This window comes from Planococcus sp. RAB007_Raresut, from assembly GCF_057369535.1.
In genome coordinates this window covers 356,398-379,067 of the sequence record NZ_JBXYIF010000006.1, presented here as the reverse complement: position 1 = coordinate 379,067, position 22,670 = coordinate 356,398, and the positions used below count along the sequence as shown (strand labels likewise).

Genomic DNA, 22,670 nt, shown 5'->3' with positions numbered 1-22,670 from the left:
CCCGAACACGGCAGTTAAGCTCTTTTGCGCCGATGGTAGTTGGGGGATCTCCCCCTGTGAGAGTAGGACGTCGCTGGTCTGATTTTTTTATGGTCCCGTGGTGTAGCGGTTAACATGCCTGCCTGTCACGCAGGAGATCGCCGGTTCGATCCCGGTCGGGACCGTCTTATGATAAACACAGCCAAGCCGCTGTGTTTATTTTTTTTGTCCAAAAGCAATAAATAAACTTTAATTAATTTAAGAATACAAAACTTCAGAACTTCAAAACAACTGAGTGATGCGAATAATATATTTTGATTTACCGCGGTATCTTCGCTAAACTATGTTAAGACTCAATAGAGGTGACAAGGAATGACTTATACTATAGAAGTAAATTCTCCAGAAGAAACGGAAGCGTTTGCTGTAAAATTAGCTGGAAAACTGGAGCCGGGCGATTTATTGACGCTTGAAGGCGGCCTTGGGGCAGGTAAAACAACGTTTACTAAAGGACTGGCGAAAGGTCTTGGAATAAAAAAGATGGTTAACAGTCCAACTTTCACCATTTTAAAACAGTATTCAGGTAATCTTGAACTGAACCATTTTGATGTCTACCGCTTAGAAAACAGTGATGAAGACATCGGTTTTGATGAATTATTCGCCAGTGAAGCAGTTTCTGTTGTCGAATGGGCGCAATTTATAGAAGATTATTTACCAGGTGAACGCCTGGAAATCACGATAGACCGTCTAACGGAAGAAAGCCGTTCTATTCAATTACATCCGCTTGGACAGCGTTATGAAACTCTATGCAAGGAGATAATGCCATGATTTACTTGGGAATTGACACATCAAATTCGCCATTAAGTATTGCGTTGGCGAAAGATGATACCATTCTGATAGAAGAAACATCGAATCTTAAAATAAACCATTCGTTGACTGCAATGCCTGCTGTAGAAGATTTAATGGCAAAAGCAAAGGTTAATCCATCGCAACTGACTCACATTGCTGTTGCGGAAGGCCCAGGATCTTATACTGGCGTGCGTATCGGTCTTACAATTGCCAAAACGTTGGCCTGGTCGCTAAAAATCCCCTTGCACATGGTGTCGAGCTTAAAAGTACTAGCAGCAAATGGACAATTTTTTAACGGAATAATATGTCCGTTAATTGATGCAAGAAGAGGCACCGCCTTTTTGGGTGCTTATGACGGTGAAAGCTTAAAGTCGGTAATTCCTGATCAGCACACTGATGTAAGAGAATTCCTTCCCCAATTAAAAGATATGGGACGTCCCGTATTATTTGTGGGGATGGATATTGAAATTCATAAGGAAGCAATCCGCGAGGTTCTTGGAGATCAGGCTGTTTTTGCAGCACATCAGAACCGCTTGCCGCGGGCTTCGAACCTGATTATGCTGGCGAAAAAATCAGCTGAAAAGGATGTTCATCATGCGGTCCCTGAATATCGTCGGATTACTGAAGCGGAAGCAAATTATATTAAGGCACAAGGCGGCGGAGAATGATGAGCGAAGAAGTGACTTTTCGCAAAATGACAGTCAATGATGTGGATGCTGTATTTGAGATAGAGCATCTATCCTTTTCTTTGCCATGGACAAAAGAAGCTTTCCATTATGAAATGATCGAAAACAGGCATGCATATTATGTATTGGCTGAAACAGCCCATGGAATCGTCGGTTTTTGCGGCTTATGGATTGTCATGGATGAATGTCATGTTACGAATATCGCTATTCGGCCAGAACAGCGCGGCAAAAAATTGGGTGAGAAACTTATGATTGCAGCGATGGAAACGGCGAAGGAAAATGGCGCTAAAACGATGACGCTTGAAGCAAGAGTAAGCAATACTATTGCACGAAATCTTTATGAAAAACTTGGATTTAAAAATGGAGGTATCCGGAAGAGTTATTACTCGGATAATTTTGAGGATGCCATAGTGATGTGGGTGAATTTTGATGAATGAAGATATCTATGTTTTGGGAATAGAGACAAGTTGTGATGAAACCGCTGCGTCTGTAGTAAAAAACGGTACAGAAATCATCTCCAACGTTGTCGCTTCACAAATTGAAAGCCATAAGCGCTTTGGTGGAGTTGTACCGGAAATCGCTTCAAGACACCATGTCGAACAGATTACATTGGTGATTGAAGAAGCCTTGCACCAGGCAGAAATGACTCCGGCGCAATTAAGTGCTGTAGCGGTAACAGAAGGGCCAGGATTAGTCGGTGCTTTATTGATTGGCGTAAATGCAGCTAAAGCTTTTGCTTTTGCCCATCAATTGCCGATAATCGGAGTGCATCATATAGCAGGCCATATCTATGCCAACCGGCTTGCGCAGGAAATGGAGTTTCCTCTACTTGCTCTAGTGATTTCGGGTGGCCATACAGAATTGGTATATATGAAGGAACATGGCCATTTTGAAGTCATTGGGGAAACCCGGGACGATGCAGCAGGGGAAGCGTATGATAAAGTGGCGCGTACGTTGAACCTCCCGTATCCAGGAGGCCCTCATATTGACCGTTTGGCGCATGAAAGCACTAACCCGGTCAATTTTCCGCGTGTGTGGCTGGAAGAAGGCACTTACGATTTCAGTTTCAGCGGTTTGAAATCTTCGGTATTGAATTATATGCACAATGCGGCGCAGCGCGGAGATCAGGTGAGACCTGAAGATGTGGCTGCCGGATTCCAAAATAGTGTGGTCGAAGTAGTTACGTCCAAAACCTTGCGGGCAGCTGATCAATACAAGGTTCGGCAAGTGATTGCGGCGGGGGGAGTAGCAGCCAATAAAGGCTTGCGTGCTTCATTGGAAAAAGAATTTGCTGAGAAAGGAATTCCTTTCTTTATCCCGCCTTTGAAATTATGCACAGATAATGCGGCAATGATTGCAGCTGCTGGTACAGTGATGTTTGAAAAAGGAATCCGCGGAAATATGGCTATGAACGGCCGTCCGGGAATGGAAATGGCTTCTTGGATCTAAGATGTTAATAAATAAATACAAAAAAGCTCTTTATCCACAAAAAGGATAAAGAGCTTTTTTATTTGTGCATAAGTAAGCTGGAAATTGGACACTTAATGAAAAAATGCGAAAATTCCATAGACTTATCCACTTTTTATAAACAAATCACTCGAAATCTGTCAATAGAGAACATTTGTACTTATGCACAATTTGTTAGTAAGCTGTTTGTAAGTCGAGAATAACTTGGTGATTTCCTATATCTTGTGTACCATATAGCAGTATATTATGTGGATAACATTTTTATTAATTGTGGATAATGTGCATAACCCTGTTGATAGTTGATATTAAAGGAGAAGTGATGTGCACAACTTTGTGGAAACAAATATTTTGCAAAAGGGTATTGACCAAGATATGGACAAAGAAAAACCGTATACAAAAGTATACGGTCATTAACTCAATTGTTCAAGTTTTTCCTGCAATTCAAGCCATAATGCCATTGTTTCTTCGTGCTGTCCTTTGAGTTCTTCCAAATGCTGCTGCAGGGGAAGGAGGCGTTCATGATCCTGGAAAATTTCAGGGTCGGTGAATTGCTCTTCTGTTTCAGCAATTTGCAAATCCAGTTTTTCCATATCCTGCTCCACTTCTTCGAGCTGGCGCGTCAATTGGCGTTCCAGTTTTTTTGCTTCCTTATCAATTTGTGAGGTGGAAGTGGCAGTTTCCGGTTTATTGATAATAGAAGGGTTTTCGGCTTCTTCCAATGCTTTCAATTCTTCTGTTTCCAGCTTCTTCTCTACATAATAATCGTAATCGCCAAGGTATTCGGTCGTACCTTCCTTCATCAATTCAACCACTTTTGTGGAAATGCGGTTCATGAAATAGCGGTCGTGGGATACGAAAAGGATGGTGCCGGGGTAGTCGAGCAACGCGTTTTCAAGAACTTCTTTGCTGTCGAGGTCCAAATGGTTGGTCGGTTCGTCGAGCAATAAAACATTCGCTTTTTGCATCATCAGTTTCGCGAGAGCTACTCGAGCCTTCTCGCCGCCGGAAAGGGATGAAACAGGTTTCAGCACATCGTCGCCTGAGAACAGGAAACGGCCGAGAATGCCGCGGATATCTTTTTCGTTGACCATCGGATAATCGTCCCATAACTCGTTTAATACCAGTTTATTGCCTTTCAGGTTTGCCTGTTCCTGATCATAATAGCCGAATTGGATGCCCGTACCGTAATGGATATCGCCATTAAGGGGGGGAATCTCTTTCATGATCGTTTTTAGGAACGTCGATTTGCCGACACCATTCGGGCCGACGAGCGCAAGGCTTTCCTGGCGGTACAGCTTCAAATTGATGTTTTCGGAGACAGGCTTGCCGCTGTAGCCGATTTTCAAATCACGGACATTAAGTACATCGTTGCCGCTTTGTTTGGCGATTGTAAAACCGAAGCGCGCTGATTTTTCATTGCCGTCTGGCGCTTCCATCCAATCGGTTTTTTCGAGCACACGGCGACGGCTTTGAGCCATTTTGGTCGTTGAGGCGCGGACCAGGTTGCGGGCTACATAATCTTCGAGCTTCGCTTTTTCGCTTTGCTGCTTTTCGAACTGCTTCTGATCCAGCTCGTACTGTTTTGCCTTTTCGTCGAGGTAACGGCTGTAGTTGCCGGTGAATTTCCGTACCTGATGGCGTGAAACCTCATAGACGATATTGACGACCTGGTCCAGGAAGTAGCGGTCATGTGACACGACTAAAATCGCGCCGGGATAATTCTTCAAATAATTCTCAAGCCAGCTTAACGTTTCGATGTCCAGATGGTTGGTCGGCTCATCGAGGATCAATAGCTGTGGCTTCGTCAGCAGATGTTTGGCGAGCATCAGGCGTGTTTTCTGACCGCCTGACAATGAAACCACTTTTTTGCCATAATCATCAGGATAGAATTTCATGCCGTGCAAAATGGCACGGGTATCTGCTTCATATTGATAGCCGCCGGCATCTTTGAAAGCATGCTGAAGAGCGTCGTATTCCTGCATCACTTTTTCATTTATTTCCTGATTGTTGTAGACAGCGGGAACGGCCATTTGTTCCTCGAGCCGGCGCAATTGCTGTTCCTGTTCGCGGAAACCGCTGAAGATGGTCATCATTTCGTCCCATACGGTCATATCGGATTCGAGTTTTGACTGCTGTTCGAGATAGCCGACAGTAAGGTCTTTCGGCATGGTGATGTCGCCGCTGTCATAAGACATTTCCCCGGAAATAATTTTCAGCAGCGTCGATTTGCCTGCGCCGTTGCGGCCGACAAGAGCGACCCGGTCCCTGTGCTGGACTTCTAATTTAACGCCGGAGAGAATTTTCTCTGCTCCGAACGATTTATGGATTTGGTTTACTTGTAAAACGATCATTTTGGGTCACCTCTATTCTCTCTAAGTGTAGCCGATAGAAGCGGGCTTCGCAATCGGCCGGACCTTTACATATCGGGCCGCCTAATGTAAGATAAAGGCGATTTGACACGACCCAGGAGGTAACATTGCATGTTACAGGAACCAACATCCAAAATTCCGCAAGCCACTACCAAAAGGCTTCCGCTTTATTATCGTTTCCTTCAGAATTTCGCCAATGCCGGACAGAAGAGGATCTCATCACAGGAATTGAGCGAAGCGATGAAGATAGATTCGGCAACCATCAGGAGGGATTTCTCCCAACTGGGCGCTCTCGGCAAAAAAGGCTACGGCTATGATGTTCAGGAGCTGCTCGAATTTTTCCGTAAGACGCTGGACCAGGACGAAGCGACAAACGTTGCGCTGATCGGTGTCGGCAGTCTCGGAAACGCATTTTTGAAATACAATTTCCACCGGAACCATAATACGAAAATCATTCTTGCTTTCGACTCGAACAGCCCGCATGAAGGTGAAAAAATCAGTGGCATCGATACGTATCATCCCGATATGATCGAAGAGAAAATCAAGGAATATGGCGTCGAGGTGGTCATTTTGACGGTGCCATCGCGCTCTGTCCAGGAAGTCACCGATCGCCTGGCCATCACGAACATCAAAGGGATTTTGAACTTTACACCGGTACGCATCGCGGTTCCCGAGCACATCCATGTGCAGACAATCGATTTGTCCGTTGAACTGCAGACGCTGATCTATTTGATCAAGCAAACATGACTTAAAATCTTCACATTTGCAGAGTCCAAGGAAATAGCCAAAGCGTTACAGATGCTGTAAAATAAGACGCATACTACAGGAGGTGTCAATTATGCCAGGTCCACTAAGTTTGATCGTTATTGCAGTTGTAGCATTATTGATTTTCGGGCCGAAGAAATTGCCGGAATTGGGTAAAGCGTTCGGTTCTTCTCTGCGCGAATTCAAGAATGCCACTAAAGGGCTTGTTGATGATGACGACGATGACGTTTCAACAAAGAAGAAAGAAGAGCAAAAAGAACTACGATAGGATGTTAATCCGATGAATGAAAAAGATATGACATTAGTTGAACATATAGGTGAATTGAGAAAACGGCTGACGATTATAGTCGTTTTCTTTCTATTGGCCGTCATTGCCAGCTTTTTTCTTGCTCAGCCGCTGATTAACTATCTGCAGTTTACAGAGGAAGCGAAAAATCTGACATTGAATGCCTTCAAGATAACAGACCCGTTGAAGATTTATATGCAGGTCATGATGATTCTTGCGCTGTTCATCACTTCACCAGTGATCATGTATCATTTCTGGGCTTTCATCAGTCCCGGGCTGCATGATAAAGAACGGCGGGCAACATTAAGTTATATTCCGTTTTCACTATTGCTGTTTGTCGGCGGAATCGCCTTTTCCTATTTGGTGCTGTTCCCTTATGTAATCGGCTTTATGCTGAACATTTCCGACAATCTTTCTATACAGGAAACAATCGGAATCAATGAATACTTCCAGTTCCTGTTCCAGATCACCTTGCCATTCGGCTTCATTTTCCAGTTGCCGGTGCTGATGCTGTTTCTGACCAGGCTTGGAATTATTACGCCGATGCTGATGACGAAATACCGTAAGTACGCGTATTTCATCCTGGTGGTTATCGCGGCATTTATCACACCGCCGGATATCATCTCGCATCTCATCGTGACGCTGCCATTGATCCTATTATATGAATTCAGTATTGTCATCGCGAAAATCGGTTATCGCAAGTTTTTGAAAGCCGAACAGCAGCAGGCAATCGAAGAACAACAACAAGGCCTTTCAGGGGAATAAACTCTGAAGGGTTTTTATTTTATTACGTTAAAAGCCCGACTGCTAAGTGCAGCCGGGCTTTGTTTATCTGAAGAAAATTTGGGTGATGAATTGGATCTGTTCCAATTGTTCCATCCGTTCGATGAAGCGGTTGATTTTGTCCATATTCAGCTGGATGAGCATAACGTAGCCGTTCAGCAGGATATGGGCGATGATTGGAGTCAGTATGCTTTTCGTTTTCTTGTACAGGAACGCCAGAATCAGACCAGTCGTGAAATACAGCAGAAGGTGCGTGAATTCCAGGTGGACGGCTGCGAAAACCAGGGCGCTGACAGCTGTGGCAATCCAGAAATTCGTTGTCTGAATCAGAGAACCGAAAATGACGCGGCGGAAAACGAGTTCTTCCATAACCGGTCCAAAAAGGACGACAGCAAAAATGGCGGCTGGCACAACTTCAGCGATGCTTACCAGATTGGATGTGTTTTCAGATCCAGGGTCAATGCCGATGGCAAGTTCGATTAATGCAGCGAGGGATTGCCCGATGATCAGCAGGAGGAAACCGAAGAAGCCCCAAAGGATTGCCCAGCCGATATTCAGCTTTTTGCCTTTCCAGATATCGAAGAACTTCTTATCGCGGAAAACAACGATGAGGGCTATGGCAAAGCCGATGCCCATGGCTAGGAAAATCAGCCAGCCGGAAGTTGCCGCCTGGGCTATATCAGGTTCCATTCCCTGGCCGATGAAGTAATCATATGTGGAGTTGATGAACAGCACGGGAGATAATTGGATGGCGATGAAAATAAGCAGCACATACAATGAAGTCTTTTTAGTTTTCTTCCCTTTTGTTTTGGTTCCGGAATTTTTGAAGAATGTATCTATCAAAGGATTTTTCTTGTTGGCCATGTATACATAATTCCTTTCGTTTACAGATCTCTTTTCTATTGTAGTGGTTTGAAAAAAATAGCGCAAAGAAATTAAAAGGTTCTAACCTTCCCGCTTGCAAATATTCTTTGTTTTTATTAAACTTGGAAATGGGTTAGCACTCGAAGAGTGAGAGTGCTAATAATTGCATTTACTTATTCAGAGGAGGGTGTTTCAATTGTTAAGACCATTAGGAGACCGAGTTATCATTGAACTCATCGAAGCGGAAGAAAAAACTTCAAGCGGGATTGTATTGCCGGGATCGGCTCAGGAAAAACCGCAGGAAGGCAATGTCATCGCGGTAGGAAATGGCTTGATCCGCGAAAACGGCGCACGCACGGAGCTGGATGTTAAAGAAGGCGACCGCGTAATCTTCTCAAAATATGCAGGATCTGAATTGAAATACGAAGGCAAAGAGTATTTGATCTTGCGCGAAAACGACATTTTAGCAGTAATTGGCTAAAGAGAAACTTCATTCAGTGGGAGTTACTTCATCACACTGATTGTTAGTTGATCCAATCGGGTTTTTACGGTCAGTTGATTTCTCGCTTGGAAAAGTGGGAGTCTTACTGACCGTTAATACGGGATAAACGATAAAATTCAGTTTGATATAGGAGGAAGCTAAACATGGCAAAAGAGATTAAGTTCAGTGAAGATGCACGTACCCTCATGCTGCAGGGTGTAGATAAATTGGCGGATGCGGTAAAAGTTACGCTTGGGCCAAAAGGGCGCAATGTTGTGCTTGAGAAAAAATTCGGTTCACCACTTATTACGAATGACGGTGTAACGATCGCAAAAGAAATCGAACTTGAGAACGCTTTTGAAAACATGGGTGCGAAACTCGTGGCTGAAGTTGCTTCTAAAACAAATGACATCGCTGGTGACGGAACAACAACTGCGACAGTTCTTGCGCAGGCAATGATCCGTGAAGGCTTGAAAAACGTTACAGCTGGCGCGAACCCTGTGGGCATACGCCGCGGCATCGAATTGGCAGTTGAAAAAGCGGTTGAAGGCTTGAAATCCGTTTCTCAGCAAATCGAAGGTAAAGAGTCGATTGCACAGGTTGCAGCGATTTCGTCCGGCGATGCTGAAGTAGGTAAACTGATCGCTGAAGCGATGGAGCGCGTCGGTAACGACGGCGTCATCACTTTGGAAGAATCACGCGGCTTCACTACAGAGCTTGACGTAGTGGAAGGTATGCAATTCGACCGCGGTTACCAGTCTCCTTATATGGTGACGGATTCAGATAAAATGGAAGCGGTTCTTGATAATCCGTTCATCCTTGTCACTGACAAGAAAATCGGCAACATCCAGGAAATCCTACCAGTGCTTGAGCAAGTTGTTCAGCAAAGCAAGCCTTTATTGATCATCGCTGAAGATGTTGAAGGCGAAGCATTGGCTACTTTGGTGGTCAATAAACTCCGCGGTACATTCAATGCAGTAGCGGTTAAAGCACCTGGATTCGGTGACCGCCGCAAAGCGATGCTTGAAGATATCGCAGCGTTGACTGGCGCTGAAGTGATCACGGAAGACCTTGGACTTGAATTGAAAACAACGAACATTGCACAGCTTGGACGTGCGGCGAAAGTTGTTGTTACAAAAGAAAACACAACAATCGTTGAAGGCGCTGGAGATCCACAGAACATCGTGGCGCGCGTTACGCAAATCCGCAGCCAGTTGGAAGAAACAACTTCTGAATTTGACAAAGAGAAATTGCAGGAACGCCTTGCTAAACTTTCAGGCGGCGTAGCAGTCATCAAAGTCGGAGCGGCTACTGAAACAGAATTGAAAGAACGCAAACTTCGCATTGAAGACGCGTTGAACGCAACTCGCGCAGCGGTTGAAGAAGGCATCGTGGCAGGCGGCGGTACAGCGTATATCAATGTTTACAATAACGTCGCAGAAATTCTTGAATCAACAGAAGGCGACGAGGCGACAGGCGTTAAGATCGTTCTTCGCGCACTTGAAGAGCCGGTTCGCCAAATCGCGACAAACGCAGGCCTTGAAGGATCAATCATCGTTCACCGCCTGAAATCCGAAGAAGTCGGCATCGGCTTCAACGCAGCAAACGGCACTTGGGTCAATATGCTTGACGAAGGCATCGTCGATCCAACTAAAGTGTCCCGTTCTGCACTGCAAAACGCAGCATCCGTTGCGGCTATGTTCCTGACTACAGAAGCAGTAGTAGCTGACATTCCGGAAGAAAACAACGGCGGCGGCATGCCTGATATGGGCGGCATGGGCGGCATGATGTAATAAAAACCCCGTAAACCTTGTTAAATCAGGGTTTCGGGGATTTTTTTACCCATTTTTATATGAGGAAGGCAACAAAAAGGCAACAATGAAATTATTTTTACTCATTTTCAAAGCCCATGCCCCGGAACGGATGCAGTCAGCCATTGCTCAAGTGTTCCGGGATATGGCCAGTCAGAAAGTAACTCCTAAATATGGCTTAAACGAAATTCAGCGCATTAGAAAAGAGGTAATAGGTTGAGTACACTAAACCAGTTGAGAGCCTTTGAGAAGCGGGTGAAGGACAGGGGGTTAGATAGTAAGGCGCATTTCTTTGATAGCCCTGAAGAGTATGAGGAAGCGTTAAATGGGGGGGAGGTCAGAATGATGTATGTATCATTAATGATATTTCAAATGATGAAACCAGCGTATTAACTTATCAAATCAATACCGCCAGCGATCATAATAAGTAACAAGGAAGGCGACTTTTAACCGAGTCGCTTTTTTTTGACACAAAATATAGGTTCAATAAATTATAGGATGTCTCATCATAAGGAGGGGTAGTCACATTCCTGCTTTTAAAGTACACTTTTAAAGTAGAAGTAATCAATTTATTAAAAGTAAATATTTCTTATAACAATCAAATCGCAAAGAGAGTGATTCCCATGGCAATTTTCTATATGTTTTTAGCATGTGCTGTTATTATTGTAATCGCACATCAATTTCTTTTATTAATTCCTGCGGAAGAAGTATGGCACTATAATTTAGGGATTCTTTTCCAAGGTCTTTCATTATCTTATATAGCAGCATTCATCTTTTTTACTGTTCATGAATACTATCCACTTAAAAAAACTAAAAAGAAATTTGAGTCTGTTATTAATAAAGAGCTAAGCGATTTATGGGGAATCTGCCATGAGTTTACCGTTAGGCTTAAGTCTAAATCTGGAGTTACTGTTAATTTAAGTAGTGTAGATAAAGACGTATATGATCTATTGAATAAACTACCAGTAAATTTGAATGCTAATCCAGTAACACCGGGAGGTTCACAGGCTATTCCAATGCTTCCACCTCTTACACCAGCTCACGGTAGTTCGAATCTCCATATACTAACAGTAGATTTTAATAAATGGAGCGAAGCCGCAGAGTATTTGGAAAAAAAAGTAGATGGAACTCTAAATAGAATTTTAAAAATACAGCATGTTGTAGAACAAGAAACTTTAATTGACCTATTTAACTTAGTAAAAAGTTTTGAAATGTTCTTTATGATATCGGAAATCTATGAAAATGGAACGAATCATCAATATCTTTACAATGAACATCTTCAAAAGGAAGTTGTAAATATTTTTGAAGTTACAACTAAATTGAAAGCTTATAGCAACATGCATAAAAACTCGTAAATAAGAAAACCTCTCTAGTAGGATCTTAATCAATTTACTATAAGTGCATGCTTTTATCACATATGTATTAGTATCCCCAAACTAGTAAACATAAAAGGCAACAATTTGGCAATAATGAAATGACTTGATAAAATGAACTATGAAAAGGAACATTGATTTTATGCCGAAAAACGTTGTATATACATAGAAGGAAAAACACCAAAAAACTGCTAAGTCAATAAAGGGGATATTTTCTTGGGAGATAGATATAGATATATGCATATGGTTAAAAGAATGAATCTTAATGGTGAGAAATCGAAGGAAATGATGAAATTAATGGTGGAATGGGAAGAAAAGTTATTTCCTATACTGTTGAAGGATGAAGACATTTCCAGCTATATTACATGGAATTGGAAAGTGAAAATTACATCTTTTTTTCAATATGTTAATGAAGATAGTGTAAAACTGGAAATTCGTAAAGATGTTGATGAAGGATGTATAGGGGCAGTAAAGTTATGGGAAGCATTTTCCCCTTATAATAAAACTAAAAATGGAGACACGGTTACTTTTTCATGGTGGTATATTTTAGCTTTTTGTGAGTTTGTAATTACGCCTGCAGGAAATATATTATATGATCCTTTAGTATATAACCCTAGCAAATTGCAACAAAGATTAACTATGAAAGAGAAGTTAGGAAATAATTTATCAACAGGTCTATTAGGTGTATTGCTAGGTATTCCTGGTATAGGTTTTCTTGCAAAGTGGGAAAATTATTCTACTAAGCGTAGACAAAGTAAATTGTTTAATCGACTTGAGGGGATATATAAACCTAAACCAAGTCCGATGTCCATAGTTATAAATATGACAGAAGAGTTAACCAATTTAAGGATTGCTATGAAACATAGACTTGGTGATTATTAGAATAAAACATACACCAAAGATAACAATTTTGTACTCATAAAACTTACAAAGCAAATATGAAAAAAGAATATTTATTTCTAAGAGTTACTATAGGATACAAGGCATTGCACATTAATACTTTTTAAATTCTTAGAAAAGTTGGTATTCGATTTGTGTATAAGGAAATTAAAGACTCTTCTTTTTCTGTAAGGCAACAATCCGGCAATAATGAAATGATTATTTATAATGAAGTATAAAAAACGATGCTGATTTAATGGGAAAAAAAGCGGTATTTAATAGAAGGAAAAACGCCAAAAAACTGTTAAGTCAATGGACGGTATGATGTAATCTCGCTCAACCATAAAGAAAACTCCTCTCACATAGTGGGAGGAGTTTTTTCATGGAGAAAAATTAAATTACTTAGCTGTCCGCTTCGAAACATAAGGGAAAATAGGATCCATCAATTCGAAGTCATAGCTGTCACTGTTCACTTTTCCAATCGTCTTCTCGCTATCATAAAGATCCAGCATGAATTGGGCCATTTCTTTTGCGGTGTGGTATTTTTGGACATTGTCACTGTAGCTGAAGTCGTCCAGCTCACGGGCGGTTTTTACAAATTCCGTTTCCGTCATGGAGGGTGCCAGTATTTTCACTTTCATGGGTGAGTCATGATCCTGCAATTCCTGGGCGAGCCCTTCTGTAAAGGCGCTCACATAGAACTTGGTAGCGGCATAAGACACGGCATTCGGTACGATCCGGTAGCCCAAGTCAGACGAGACGTTAATTAATTGTGCACCTTCTTTATTGGAATAATCACGTGCGTAGAGCGTGGAGAGGGTGGTGAGCGCTTCAACATTTACACGGAGCATCTTTTCGATTTTCCTAACATCCTGCTCGGCAACAGGCGCGCTGTTTCCGAAGCCGGCGTTATTGACCCAGGTTTCAATGTCATAGTCTTTGAGGCTGTCATACAGCTTATGGACTTGTTCACTTTCGGAAAGATCTGCGGGTTTGATGACGACATCCAGTTCAGCATTGATGTCTTGGATGGCTTCTTTCAATTCACCCAGCTGCGCTTCACGTCTTGCAACGAGAATGAGGTTTTTATTCCGTGCCGCAAAAGCTAACGCGGTTTCATATCCGATACCTGAGCTGGCTCCTGTAATGACGGTGTATTTCATAAGAATTCCTCCAGTGAAATTTTTTATGATACACAGCTATCGTACTGTTAACTTTATCCGGAAAGCAAATGTTGTGAGAAGGGCCTGCGATTCCTCAGGTGAATGAAATATGTTCACATTATGTCAGCCAGTCTGAATTTTTCTCCTAATATGACAGCTGTCACTATCCTCGCGCTGTTCGATACTGTAAATTAGCGATAGTCGACAGATGGTTCCTGAAGGGACTCTGACTGAAAAGGAGATTTATCTAATGAAAAAAATAGCTTGGATTACGGATACAGCTGCACAGCTGGATGACGCATTCATCCAAAAACATGATGTTTATGTCCTGCCCCTCAGTGTTGTATTTTCCGATGGAACATATAGAGAATCAATCGATCTTACACAAGAAGAATTTTACGATAAATTGCGTGTCGCTAAAACCTCACCGAAAACTTCACAGCCGGCAATCGGCGAGATGCTTGCTTTATACGAGAAATTAGAAGCAGAAGGCTACGATTCGGCGATCGCACTGCATTTATCCAGCGGACTTTCGGGTACTTTTGAAAGCGCCCAGTCAGCTGTGAAAATGACAGGCTTAAAAGTTTATCCCATCGATTCGAAAATCGGTTCTTTCCCGATGGTCAAGATGATTGAAGCCGGAGATGAACTCTTGGAAAACGGGAAAGAAGTTGAAGAAGTGGTTGCGGCTCTGAATGAAATGACACCTAAAGCCCACTTATCTTTTATTCCTTCAAGCCTGAACCAATTGCACAAGAGCGGACGTGTTTCCGGCACGCAGAATTTCCTGAGTAACATCTTGAATATTAAACTGGTCATTACTTTTGTGGATGGGGTGACCGTCATGAAGGAAAAAGTGCGTTCGAATAAGCGGGCTAAAAACAATGTGACTGAAACGCTTCGCGCGGATATGACTGCCGGCACCGTGACCGAAGTGGCGGCTATTCACTGCAATAACGCCGCTGACGCTGAAACTTGGAAGAAAGAGCTTCTCCAGGAATTTCCGGATTTAAAAGTGGAAGTGGTGCAGCTCAGTGTGTGCGTTGGCGTATATGCGGGCGAAGGAACTACTGGTTTGAGCTGGCTGGCTAAATAAAATATAAAGAGGCGATTCGACAATACTAAATTGTCGAATCGCTTTTTTTTGTTTTCTATGAAACGTACTGAAAGAATATTTCGTAAATAACATGGTGATAATCGAATTTTAATGACGTAGTATAGAAACCATAAAGAAATGAAAGTTGTGGCGGGAGGAGAGTGAAGCATGCGGTCGTACTGGTTTTGGGTTTTAATACTGGGGGTGGCCTGGACGATGGGGCTCATTCAATTATCGATAGACATCACTGAATTGCCGTTGCGCATTTTCGGAAGTGCACTATTTTTCGGACTGTTTTTCCTGATGCCTTTGCTGAAAAGGATGCCGGTTTTAGCCTTGCTGAATTTATTGGGCATGGCTGTATTATCAATTTGGATTTTCTGGCCGGCACCGGGAACAGCGCTGAACCTTTATCCGCTGCTGATTTTTCCGATTATCGCAGGTAAAGCGGTGTACAGGCTGTCAGTGAAAGGCGCTATTGTGATAGGTCTCGTTTTATTGGCCGGTGCTTTGCTCCATAGCTTGGCCGGAGATTCAGGAATATCGCCATTCTTCATATTGCTTTATGCTTTATTGCATAGTGCAGCCTTATTGTTTTTCAAAAGAAGTTACATATTGGAGGATGAGTTGCAGGAACGCAATGAGGCGTTATTGAGTGAATACCGCAAGATGAAACGGCGCTTGCTGACGGATGAGCAGGCGGCGCGGCAGGAAGATCGGACGCAGATTGCCCGGGATATCCATGATTCGGTAGGGCATAAGCTGACGGCGCTGTTGATGCAGCTTGAAGTGTTCCGGCTGCAGGCGGATGGCGATGCTGCTGGACAGTTGGGGGATTTGAAAGCGTTGGCGAAAGAAAGCCTGGAAGAAACGCGAAGCGCTGTGAAAACTTTGAAACATGACGAAGCAGGTGGAGTTACCGCCATTATCGGCTTGATCCGTAAACTGGAGGCGGAAAGTTTTCTGCGCATCCAATTTGCGGTTAAGCACGGCGCTTTGTCCGCGCCGCTTGGCAATGAGCAGATGGTGATTGTGTACCGGGCGGTGCAGGAAGCGCTGACGAATGTAATGCGGCACAGTTCGGCGCGGGAAGCGGAGATTGTGTTTGAAGCACCAGGGGGAAGTATTTTCCGTTTCACGGTAAGCAATAAAACCGAAGATACTTCCACGTTCCGTGAAGGTTTCGGATTGTCTTCAATGAGGGAGCGTGTCGAGCAGGCAGGCGGCGAATTCAAGGCGGGACCGGAAAATGGTTTATTCGTCGTAAAAGGTTCGCTTCCTTTAATCGTTAAGGAGAGTGATTTGGGATGATTCGAGTGTTATTGGCCGAAGACCAGGCAATGGTGCGGCAAGGCTTGAGGATGATGATTGAAACAGATAAGGGAATTCAGGTGACGGGCGAAGCTGTAAACGGCAAAGAAGCGGTGGCGTTATGTGAAAGCCAGGCGTTCGACTTGATCATTATGGATATCCGAATGCCGGTGATGGACGGTTTGGAAGCTGCACGGATCATCCTGTCGCGGCGTCCGGAGAGCAAAGTACTGATTTTAACCACTTTCAATGACGATGAATACGCATTGGAAGCGCTGAAAAGCGGGGCTTGTGGGTATTTGCTAAAGGATGCTGATACGTCAGAGTTGATCCGTTCAATCCATAGCTGCCTTGAAGGCGGTTTGGTGCTTGAAGATCAGGTGGCAGCCAATATTCTGCCGAAATTAATGAAAGGGACAACTCAGGGGAAAGCGGATGACTCTTTGACACCAAGGGAATTGGATATTATATGCCGGATCGGGGAAGGGCGCAGCAATCGCGAAATTTCCGATGAATTGGCGTTGTCAGTCGGCACAGTGAAAAATCATATCAGCATCATTCTCGATAAACTTGAACTGCGGGACCGCACACAGATCGCGATTTACGCCATCCGCCATGGACTGGTTTAAATCCATGTGACGGAGGTCATGTTTATTGATGAAAGTTATGACGCAAGACAGTGGGAGCACTGTCTTTTTTTACATACACTGAACTTAATGGAACGGAGATTGAAAGGAGAAGGAGAGCATGCTTGAAACCGAAGAGTTGAAGAAAGTGTTCAAAGGCAAGACGGCAGTGGAAGGAGCCAGCCTCTATATCGATAAAGGCGAATCAGTCGGTTTGCTGGGTCCGAACGGAGCTGGAAAATCGACGACGATTTCCATGATTTCGACTTTAATGAAGCCGACTTCCGGAGATGTCCGGCTGAACGGCAAAAGTGTCATTAAGAACCCAACTGACATGAGGCTTGTACTGGGTGTCGTGCCGCAGGAAATCGCGTTGTACGCGGAATTGTCGGCATATGAAAATCTGAAGTTCTTTGGAAGGATTTACGGGCTCACAGGAAAAGGGCTGGAAGATGCTATTCAGCGTTCGTTGGAATTAGTGGGATTGGTGGAGCGGCAGAAAGAGATCGTCAAAACCTATTCCGGAGGAATGAAACGCCGGGTCAATATTGCCGCCGCTATGATGCATGAACCTGAAGTGATCATCATGGATGAACCCACGGTCGGCATCGATCCTCAATCACGCAGCCACATTCTTGAGATGGTCCGCAAGCTTAACAAGGAAAAAGGGTTGACGGTGCTTTACACAAGCCACTATATGGAAGAAGTGGAGCGGCTTTGTGACCGGGTTTATATCATGGACCACGGCAAAATAATCGCCAGCGGCACGAAAGACGAGTTGAAAAGCATCCTGTCGAGCGAAGAAACAGTATGGATTGAATTGGACCGTCCTTATCCGGCGTTCTTTAAAGAGCTGCAATCTTTCGAGTCGATCAAACAGGCGATTGAAACAGAAAAAGGCATCAAGCTGATCCTTCCGAAAGGCAGCCGCGTGCTGGACAAAGTTTTTCAGGCATCAGAACGTCATCATGTCCAGATCATTAACGTTAACGTCCAGACGCCAAGCCTTGAAGATGTATTTCTGCATTTGACTGGCCGAAAACTGAGAGATTGAGGAGGCAAGCTCCATGTATGCGTTTTTGAAAAAAGACATACTGATCTTAATTCGCGACCGCACTGAATTGGCCGTCCTGTTGGCGATGCCGTTCATATTAATCGCGATTCTCGGATTTGCACTCAGCGGATTGCTGAGCGGAAATTCGGAAGTCCTGTCGATGGACGTAGCCGTAGTTCAGGAAGATGACGAACAACAGGGGCTCGACCGATTTGGGGAAGAGTTGGAGGGTGCAGGAATCCCGGCAGAAGCCCAAACCGGAATTATGGCGGCAGCTGAAGAAAGCAGCCCTTCTTCAATTCTTCAAGGGATTTTGAAGGATGACAGCTTAAGCGGCTTGGTGACTGCCCATGAAATGGACGCGGCAGCGGCAACCAGGGCGCTGAAAGAGGAAGACGTAGTGGCAATCCTCACGATTCCGGAAGATTTTACATTCAATGCTCTGCAGAAAATGATGTTGGACTCGGGAGACGGAGCGGAACTGCAATTGATGATTTCAGATCATGCAGCAACGCAGTCAGAAGTTTTTCATGACATTTTAGAGGAATTCGTCTGGTCGCTGAATTTTGAAAGTGCCATTGCAAGAGCGGCGAATGGAGAAGGCGCGTTGCCGGAAGCGGAGCAAACGCAGATTGGCGGAGTGGAAAGTGTGTCAGCTGTGCAGCCGATCAGTTCGTTCCAATATTACACAATCGGTATGGCCGTCATGTTTGCGTTATTTGTCGGAGCCACGATATCTGGGATGGCGTATGTTGAAAAGCAGCAATTTGTCTTTAACCGCATCTTGCTGTCAGACCATCATCCATTTGTCTATTTGGGCAGCAAGGCGATTTCAGCAGCGCTTATAACGTTCCTCCAGTTCTGCATTCTGTTCTTCTTATCGTCGCTGATTTTCGGCGCATTCGATTTGACGGATGGGGCATTTTGGCCGGGGATGCTACTGATTGCATCCAGTCTGGCCATTTGTGTTGGCGCAGTGGCGGCATTTTTGACGGCGTTGACGATGCGCTTTGATAACGACACGATCACCACTGTTTTTTCCGGTGGAATCGTTACGGTTTTCGCGTTTCTTGGGGGCAGTTTTACACCCACTGAAGGGCTGCCGATTTTTGTTCAGGAACTCGGAGGCTGGACGCCGAATGGAGCTGCGTTGAATGCCTTTCTGCTATGGGTTCAGAATTTGGAAATCGGTTTGCTTTGGGAACCGCTTGGGCGGCTCTTGCTGATTACAATTCTGCTCCTCGTTTTGAGCTTGCTGCTGTTTCCAAGAAAGGGGGAGGCTTAGCATGAAATCTGTGTATTTATTGCAATGGCAGAGGTTTCGCCGAGCCCCTCTCATGGTTTTGTCGTTCTTCGTGATGACCATTATTTTTGTAGGGGCACTGGCGGGCAGTAATCCGGCGGAACGGCCGGCAATCATGGCTTATGCGGATGATTCGTTGGCGCCGTCTGAAGCGGAGGACTGGGTGGCTTCGCTCAATGAAGCAGAAGAATTTCAATTTCAATTATTGGATGAAGAGGAGGTTCGCGAAGCGGTTTCGAGCGGCGACACAGCGCTGGCGGTGCGTCTCCTGGAAGACGATTACCGGATTGTCCTCGCAGCTGATGATATGAGCCGCTTTGTCATTGAAGCATTCCTGGACCGGAAATACCGGGAGGAGCTGCGGCTGGAGCAACTCGAACAGCAAACAGGCGCTGGTGAAATTCGGTCAGCAACAGCGGCAGAGATGGAAGAACCCGCGCTGCAGCTAACCACTTCAACGTTGGAAGGCATTGATGAGTTTAAATACGATAACCAATTGCAGCTTCTGTTCGGGATGACCTTATTCTTTTCAGTGTATACGATCATGTTCAGTCTGATGAAAATCGTCGAAGAAAAGAAGCAGGGCACTTGGAATCGGCTAATTTTGTCTCCAGTCGGAAAATGGGAAATTTACCTGGGGCATCTTGCGTACAGTTTCACCATCGGCTATTTGCAGATCGTGATGATATTCCTATTATTCCAATACGTCTTCAATTTTGATATCGGCGACCGTTTCGGAGCGATATTGCTGATCATCGCCTGCTATACTTTCGCAATTGTAGCGCTCAGCATGCTCGTGATGAGCCTGGTCAGCCGGCCGCAGCAGCTGCAGGCGGTCGTGCCGATTATTGCAACGGGCATGGCGATGATCGGCGGCGCGTTCTGGCCGATTGAATTGGTAAGCAATCAATTGCTGCTGGCGATTTCTAAAATCCTGCCGATCACTTATGGACTAGATGCGTTGAAAGCTGTTGCGATTTATGACCGCAGCTGGCAGGAATTGAGTGAACCAATTTCGATTTTGCTGCTCTTCGGCGTGGCTTGCATGGGAATCGGCATCAATTTGATGGAGCGGCGCTCGTATTAATAAATCAAGGATAGGCAATCCATTCAGCCCGAGCGGCGGCTGAATGGATTGCTTTTTTCATTTATTAAACACCTCACTTTCCAGAAACGCCTGTGTCGTGTAAACTGTATAAGGTTAAGAATGAATGAGATGTATTTTATTTTGATTTTATTGATTTCAACTATAGATTCAAAAAGAGTCAGGAACGAAAGGATTGGAATGAAATTATGAAAGAGAATTTTTGGCAGGATCTGCCGCGGCCGTTTTTTGTATTGGCGCCGATGGAAGATGTGACGAATGTTGTGTTCCGCCATGTAGTGGCTGAAGCGGCACGGCCGGATGTGTTTTTCACTGAGTTTACGAATACGGAAAGCTATTGCCATCCTGAAGGGATCTTCAGCGTGCGCGGCCGTTTGACGTTCACGGAAGATGAGCAGCCGATGGTCGCCCATATCTGGGGCAATAAACCCGAGCATTTCCGCGAAATGAGCATCGGCATGGCGAAACAGGGCTTTAAAGGCGTCGACATCAATATGGGTTGCCCAGTACCTAACGTTGCCGCAAAAGGAAAAGGCAGCGGGCTGATCAATTACCCGGATAACGCAGCTGAGATTATCCAGGCAGCGAAAGCTGGCGGATTGCCGGTCAGCGTCAAAACGCGTCTTGGCTACACGAGCGTGGACGAATGGAGAGGCTGGCTGACGCATGTGCTTGAACAGGACATCGCCAATTTGTCGATTCACCTGCGGACGAAAAAAGAGATGAGCGCTGTACCGGCGCATTGGGAATTGATCCCTGAAATCAAGGCATTGCGTGATGAAATCGCGCCCGATACGCTCATTACAATCAATGGTGATATTCCGGATTACAAAACCGGCATGGAACTTGCTGAGAAATACGGCATCGACGGCGTCATGATCGGACGCGGAATTTTCCATAATCCGTTTGCTTTTGAAAAAGAACCGAGAGAGCATAGCAGTGAAGAATTATTTGATCTGTTGCGTCTCCATCTGGATCTCCATGATAAATATTCTACGGACATCGAGCCGATTGCATTCAAACCGCTGCGCCGCTTCTTTAAGATTTACGTTAAAGGAGTTCGCGGAGTCGGTGAATTGCGGAACGAATTGATGTACACCGAGACGACGGATGAAGTACGGGAACTGCTCAATAATTTTGAGGCAATGGCCAAAGTGAAAAGCTAATCAAAAACAGCGCATTCCCTGGAATTCAGGGAATGCGCTGTTTTATGTCTTATATTCTTGCAATCAGATTCTCAATCAATGTTTCATTGAGCATATTTTTTTCGTTCGGCAATGGCAAGGCTCTTTTGCCGGTCAAAACGTCTTCAACAAATATAATCTCCCGGCGTACGGTATTTGAAAAGCAAATCATGTATTTTTTGTCGTTATAGTCTATAACGCTGAAACGCGTTCGATCTGTAAGAAACCAATTTGGTGAGATCACTTGATGGCCGCCTTTACTGATGGATTTTAAAATAGTATGCCATGATATGGGAATTAAGTAAATATAAAAACTCCCTGAAAAAATGGGAGTTAAGTCACTTTATTGCGGTTAAGCTGAAGATCTATAACGACAGCAGCCTCTTCAACTGAATTGAATTGTTCCACTGCAGATGTTTCCAGAAACGTTAACTCGATTGTCGTTGTGTTCGGCACACAGCGTGCAATTATTATGTCTTTGTCTTCAAAAGTAAAAGTCTGGGTTATGCGAACGTTATTGTATTGAGAAATTGTACTTAGCAAATCACTGATATGATTGATTTTCATCGGAATTCTCCTTTCCATAATGGAAATTGACTAAAAAAAGTCTCGAAGAATCCAAATGTATTTAACTCGTAATGAGTAAACTATAACATTCTGTGCCTGCAATGAACAGAAACAAGCGATTCCGTTTTTTATTCTAGGGAAAGTGGGGGGCAAGCAAAGATAGTGTGTCCGTGCTATAATGAAGAACTTAGGAATGCCGAAGAGACTGTATGCCTGAAGAATTGAGCTTACCAATAAATCATAGAGGTGTAATGGAATGAACAAAAGATGGACGATCGATAAAATAAGAGAGTTTACCGAAAAGAATTCGACGAGCACATTGCTGTCGAAGGAATACCACGGATTTTCACAAAAGCTGCTGTTCAAATGTGAATGCGGCAATAACTTCGAAAAGACTTTTACGAAGTTCAACAAGAACAACCAGCGCAAATGTGATGTTTGCCAGCCGCCGAAAGAACCTCGGGGCGCGTAGTTTATATAGAAGAAACGCTGATTTCTGTAAAAGGAAATCAGCGTTTTTTATTGGATAAAAAGATTGAATAATTAGACTATAATCATTTACTTTTTGCTGGGATGGGTGTAGAATATACGGAACAAGTGTTCTTATCGGAGACACATAAATAGCCAGCAGATAGAATAGCGCAGAATGTCAACCTGCCTCTTATTCCACGG

The 22,670-nt window shown here is 44.1% G+C and carries 24 protein-coding genes, 1 tRNA gene and 1 rRNA gene; 21 read left to right on the top strand and 5 right to left on the bottom strand.

Annotated elements, in window-relative coordinates:
- From rrf to tsaD, 6 genes are all read left to right on the top strand, one after another.
- A 5S ribosomal RNA gene (gene rrf / locus AC2Q9J_RS14720) occupies nt 1–79 on the top strand; the annotation flags it as partial.
- A 12-nt stretch (nt 80–91) separates the two neighbouring features.
- A tRNA-Asp gene (locus AC2Q9J_RS14715) sits at nt 92–164 on the top strand.
- Nucleotides 165–351: 187 nt separating this feature from the next.
- On the top strand, nt 352–804 hold the full coding sequence (gene tsaE / locus AC2Q9J_RS14710) for a tRNA (adenosine(37)-N6)-threonylcarbamoyltransferase complex ATPase subunit type 1 TsaE (RefSeq protein WP_499041058.1): 453 nt from the start codon (nt 352–354) through the stop codon (nt 802–804).
- Nucleotides 801–1,493 (top strand): tRNA (adenosine(37)-N6)-threonylcarbamoyltransferase complex dimerization subunit type 1 TsaB, encoded by a 693-nt coding sequence (gene tsaB, locus AC2Q9J_RS14705; protein WP_499041057.1) that lies wholly within the window; start codon nt 801–803, stop codon nt 1,491–1,493. The genes tsaE and tsaB overlap by 4 nt, the downstream gene beginning before the upstream one ends.
- Nucleotides 1,493–1,948 carry a ribosomal protein S18-alanine N-acetyltransferase gene (gene rimI / locus AC2Q9J_RS14700; RefSeq protein WP_499041079.1) on the top strand — a complete coding sequence of 152 codons (456 nt, stop codon included), beginning with the start codon at nt 1,493–1,495 and terminating at the stop codon, nt 1,946–1,948. The genes tsaB and rimI overlap by 1 nt, the downstream gene beginning before the upstream one ends.
- Nucleotides 1,941–2,960: a tRNA (adenosine(37)-N6)-threonylcarbamoyltransferase complex transferase subunit TsaD gene (gene tsaD, locus AC2Q9J_RS14695; RefSeq protein ID WP_499041056.1), complete on the top strand. Its 1,020-nt coding sequence runs from the start codon at nt 1,941–1,943 to the stop codon at nt 2,958–2,960. The genes rimI and tsaD overlap by 8 nt, the downstream gene beginning before the upstream one ends.
- 428 nt (nt 2,961–3,388) lie before the next feature.
- Here tsaD and AC2Q9J_RS14690 read toward each other — a convergent pair whose 3' ends face one another.
- A complete protein-coding gene (locus tag AC2Q9J_RS14690; protein WP_499041055.1) occupies nt 3,389–5,329 on the bottom strand; it encodes an ABC-F family ATP-binding cassette domain-containing protein in 1,941 nt (646 codons plus the stop codon).
- A 129-nt stretch (nt 5,330–5,458) separates the two neighbouring features.
- On the opposite strand from AC2Q9J_RS14690, the gene AC2Q9J_RS14685 reads away from it, so the two are divergent.
- The 3 genes from AC2Q9J_RS14685 (at nt 5,459) to tatC (ending at nt 7,163) form a co-directional block, all read left to right on the top strand.
- Complete coding sequence (locus AC2Q9J_RS14685; protein WP_499041054.1) at nt 5,459–6,094, top strand: redox-sensing transcriptional repressor Rex; 636 nt, start codon at nt 5,459–5,461, stop codon at nt 6,092–6,094.
- Between the two features lie 91 nt (nt 6,095–6,185).
- The gene (locus AC2Q9J_RS14680) at nt 6,186–6,380 is read left to right on the top strand and encodes a twin-arginine translocase TatA/TatE family subunit (protein ID WP_112223307.1); all 195 of its coding nucleotides are present in this window, start codon (nt 6,186–6,188) and stop codon (nt 6,378–6,380) included.
- A 12-nt stretch (nt 6,381–6,392) separates the two neighbouring features.
- A complete protein-coding gene (tatC, locus tag AC2Q9J_RS14675) occupies nt 6,393–7,163 on the top strand; it encodes a twin-arginine translocase subunit TatC (RefSeq protein WP_499041053.1) in 771 nt (256 codons plus the stop codon).
- 63 nt (nt 7,164–7,226) lie between these two features.
- Here tatC and AC2Q9J_RS14670 read toward each other — a convergent pair whose 3' ends face one another.
- Nucleotides 7,227–8,045, bottom strand: coding sequence for a CPBP family intramembrane glutamic endopeptidase (locus tag AC2Q9J_RS14670; protein ID WP_499041052.1), 819 nt, complete (start codon nt 8,043–8,045; stop codon nt 7,227–7,229).
- A 196-nt stretch (nt 8,046–8,241) separates the two neighbouring features.
- Between AC2Q9J_RS14670 and groES the strand changes: the two genes are divergently transcribed.
- The 4 genes from groES to AC2Q9J_RS14650 all read left to right on the top strand — a co-directional run bounded on the left by groES (nt 8,242) and on the right by AC2Q9J_RS14650 (nt 12,592).
- Nucleotides 8,242–8,526: a co-chaperone GroES gene (gene groES, locus AC2Q9J_RS14665; RefSeq protein ID WP_084242988.1), complete on the top strand. Its 285-nt coding sequence runs from the start codon at nt 8,242–8,244 to the stop codon at nt 8,524–8,526.
- A gap of 164 nt (nt 8,527–8,690) precedes the next feature.
- Nucleotides 8,691–10,319 carry a chaperonin GroEL gene (gene groL, locus AC2Q9J_RS14660; RefSeq protein WP_499041051.1) on the top strand — a complete coding sequence of 543 codons (1,629 nt, stop codon included), beginning with the start codon at nt 8,691–8,693 and terminating at the stop codon, nt 10,317–10,319.
- Between the two features lie 641 nt (nt 10,320–10,960).
- Nucleotides 10,961–11,692 (top strand): hypothetical protein, encoded by a 732-nt coding sequence (locus tag AC2Q9J_RS14655; RefSeq protein ID WP_499041050.1) that lies wholly within the window; start codon nt 10,961–10,963, stop codon nt 11,690–11,692.
- A 234-nt stretch (nt 11,693–11,926) separates the two neighbouring features.
- Nucleotides 11,927–12,592 carry a hypothetical protein gene (locus AC2Q9J_RS14650; protein ID WP_499041049.1) on the top strand — a complete coding sequence of 222 codons (666 nt, stop codon included), beginning with the start codon at nt 11,927–11,929 and terminating at the stop codon, nt 12,590–12,592.
- Nucleotides 12,593–12,987: 395 nt separating this feature from the next.
- On the opposite strand, the gene AC2Q9J_RS14645 is transcribed toward AC2Q9J_RS14650, so the two are convergent.
- A complete protein-coding gene (locus AC2Q9J_RS14645) occupies nt 12,988–13,752 on the bottom strand; it encodes an SDR family NAD(P)-dependent oxidoreductase (protein WP_499041048.1) in 765 nt (254 codons plus the stop codon).
- Nucleotides 13,753–14,002: 250 nt separating this feature from the next.
- Between AC2Q9J_RS14645 and AC2Q9J_RS14640 the strand changes: the two genes are divergently transcribed.
- From AC2Q9J_RS14640 to AC2Q9J_RS14610, 7 genes are all read left to right on the top strand, one after another.
- Complete coding sequence (locus AC2Q9J_RS14640) at nt 14,003–14,848, top strand: DegV family protein (protein ID WP_499041047.1); 846 nt, start codon at nt 14,003–14,005, stop codon at nt 14,846–14,848.
- A gap of 168 nt (nt 14,849–15,016) precedes the next feature.
- Nucleotides 15,017–16,159 carry a sensor histidine kinase gene (locus tag AC2Q9J_RS14635; protein ID WP_499041046.1) on the top strand — a complete coding sequence of 381 codons (1,143 nt, stop codon included), beginning with the start codon at nt 15,017–15,019 and terminating at the stop codon, nt 16,157–16,159.
- A complete protein-coding gene (locus AC2Q9J_RS14630) occupies nt 16,156–16,788 on the top strand; it encodes a response regulator (protein ID WP_499041045.1) in 633 nt (210 codons plus the stop codon). The genes AC2Q9J_RS14635 and AC2Q9J_RS14630 overlap by 4 nt, the downstream gene beginning before the upstream one ends.
- Before the next feature lie 118 nt (nt 16,789–16,906).
- The gene (locus AC2Q9J_RS14625) at nt 16,907–17,839 is read left to right on the top strand and encodes an ABC transporter ATP-binding protein (RefSeq protein WP_499041044.1); all 933 of its coding nucleotides are present in this window, start codon (nt 16,907–16,909) and stop codon (nt 17,837–17,839) included.
- Between the two features lie 13 nt (nt 17,840–17,852).
- Entirely contained in the window at nt 17,853–19,124 is a 1,272-nt protein-coding gene (locus tag AC2Q9J_RS14620) for an ABC transporter permease (RefSeq protein WP_499041043.1), read from the top strand.
- 1 nt (nt 19,125) lies between these two features.
- A complete protein-coding gene (locus AC2Q9J_RS14615) occupies nt 19,126–20,229 on the top strand; it encodes an ABC transporter permease (RefSeq protein WP_499041042.1) in 1,104 nt (367 codons plus the stop codon).
- 206 nt (nt 20,230–20,435) lie between these two features.
- The gene (locus AC2Q9J_RS14610; RefSeq protein ID WP_499041041.1) at nt 20,436–21,413 is read left to right on the top strand and encodes a tRNA dihydrouridine synthase; all 978 of its coding nucleotides are present in this window, start codon (nt 20,436–20,438) and stop codon (nt 21,411–21,413) included.
- A 49-nt stretch (nt 21,414–21,462) separates the two neighbouring features.
- On the opposite strand, the gene AC2Q9J_RS14605 is transcribed toward AC2Q9J_RS14610, so the two are convergent.
- Together AC2Q9J_RS14605 and AC2Q9J_RS14600 are read right to left on the bottom strand one after the other, a co-directional pair.
- Nucleotides 21,463–21,675, bottom strand: a complete 213-nt coding sequence (locus AC2Q9J_RS14605) for a hypothetical protein (RefSeq protein WP_499041040.1) — start codon at nt 21,673–21,675, stop codon at nt 21,463–21,465.
- Nucleotides 21,676–21,764: 89 nt separating this feature from the next.
- Nucleotides 21,765–21,998, bottom strand: a complete 234-nt coding sequence (locus tag AC2Q9J_RS14600) for a hypothetical protein (RefSeq protein ID WP_499041039.1) — start codon at nt 21,996–21,998, stop codon at nt 21,765–21,767.
- A 256-nt stretch (nt 21,999–22,254) separates the two neighbouring features.
- Between AC2Q9J_RS14600 and AC2Q9J_RS14595 the strand changes: the two genes are divergently transcribed.
- Complete coding sequence (locus AC2Q9J_RS14595; RefSeq protein WP_112223318.1) at nt 22,255–22,470, top strand: hypothetical protein; 216 nt, start codon at nt 22,255–22,257, stop codon at nt 22,468–22,470.
- Nucleotides 22,471–22,670: the final 200 nt, after the last annotated feature.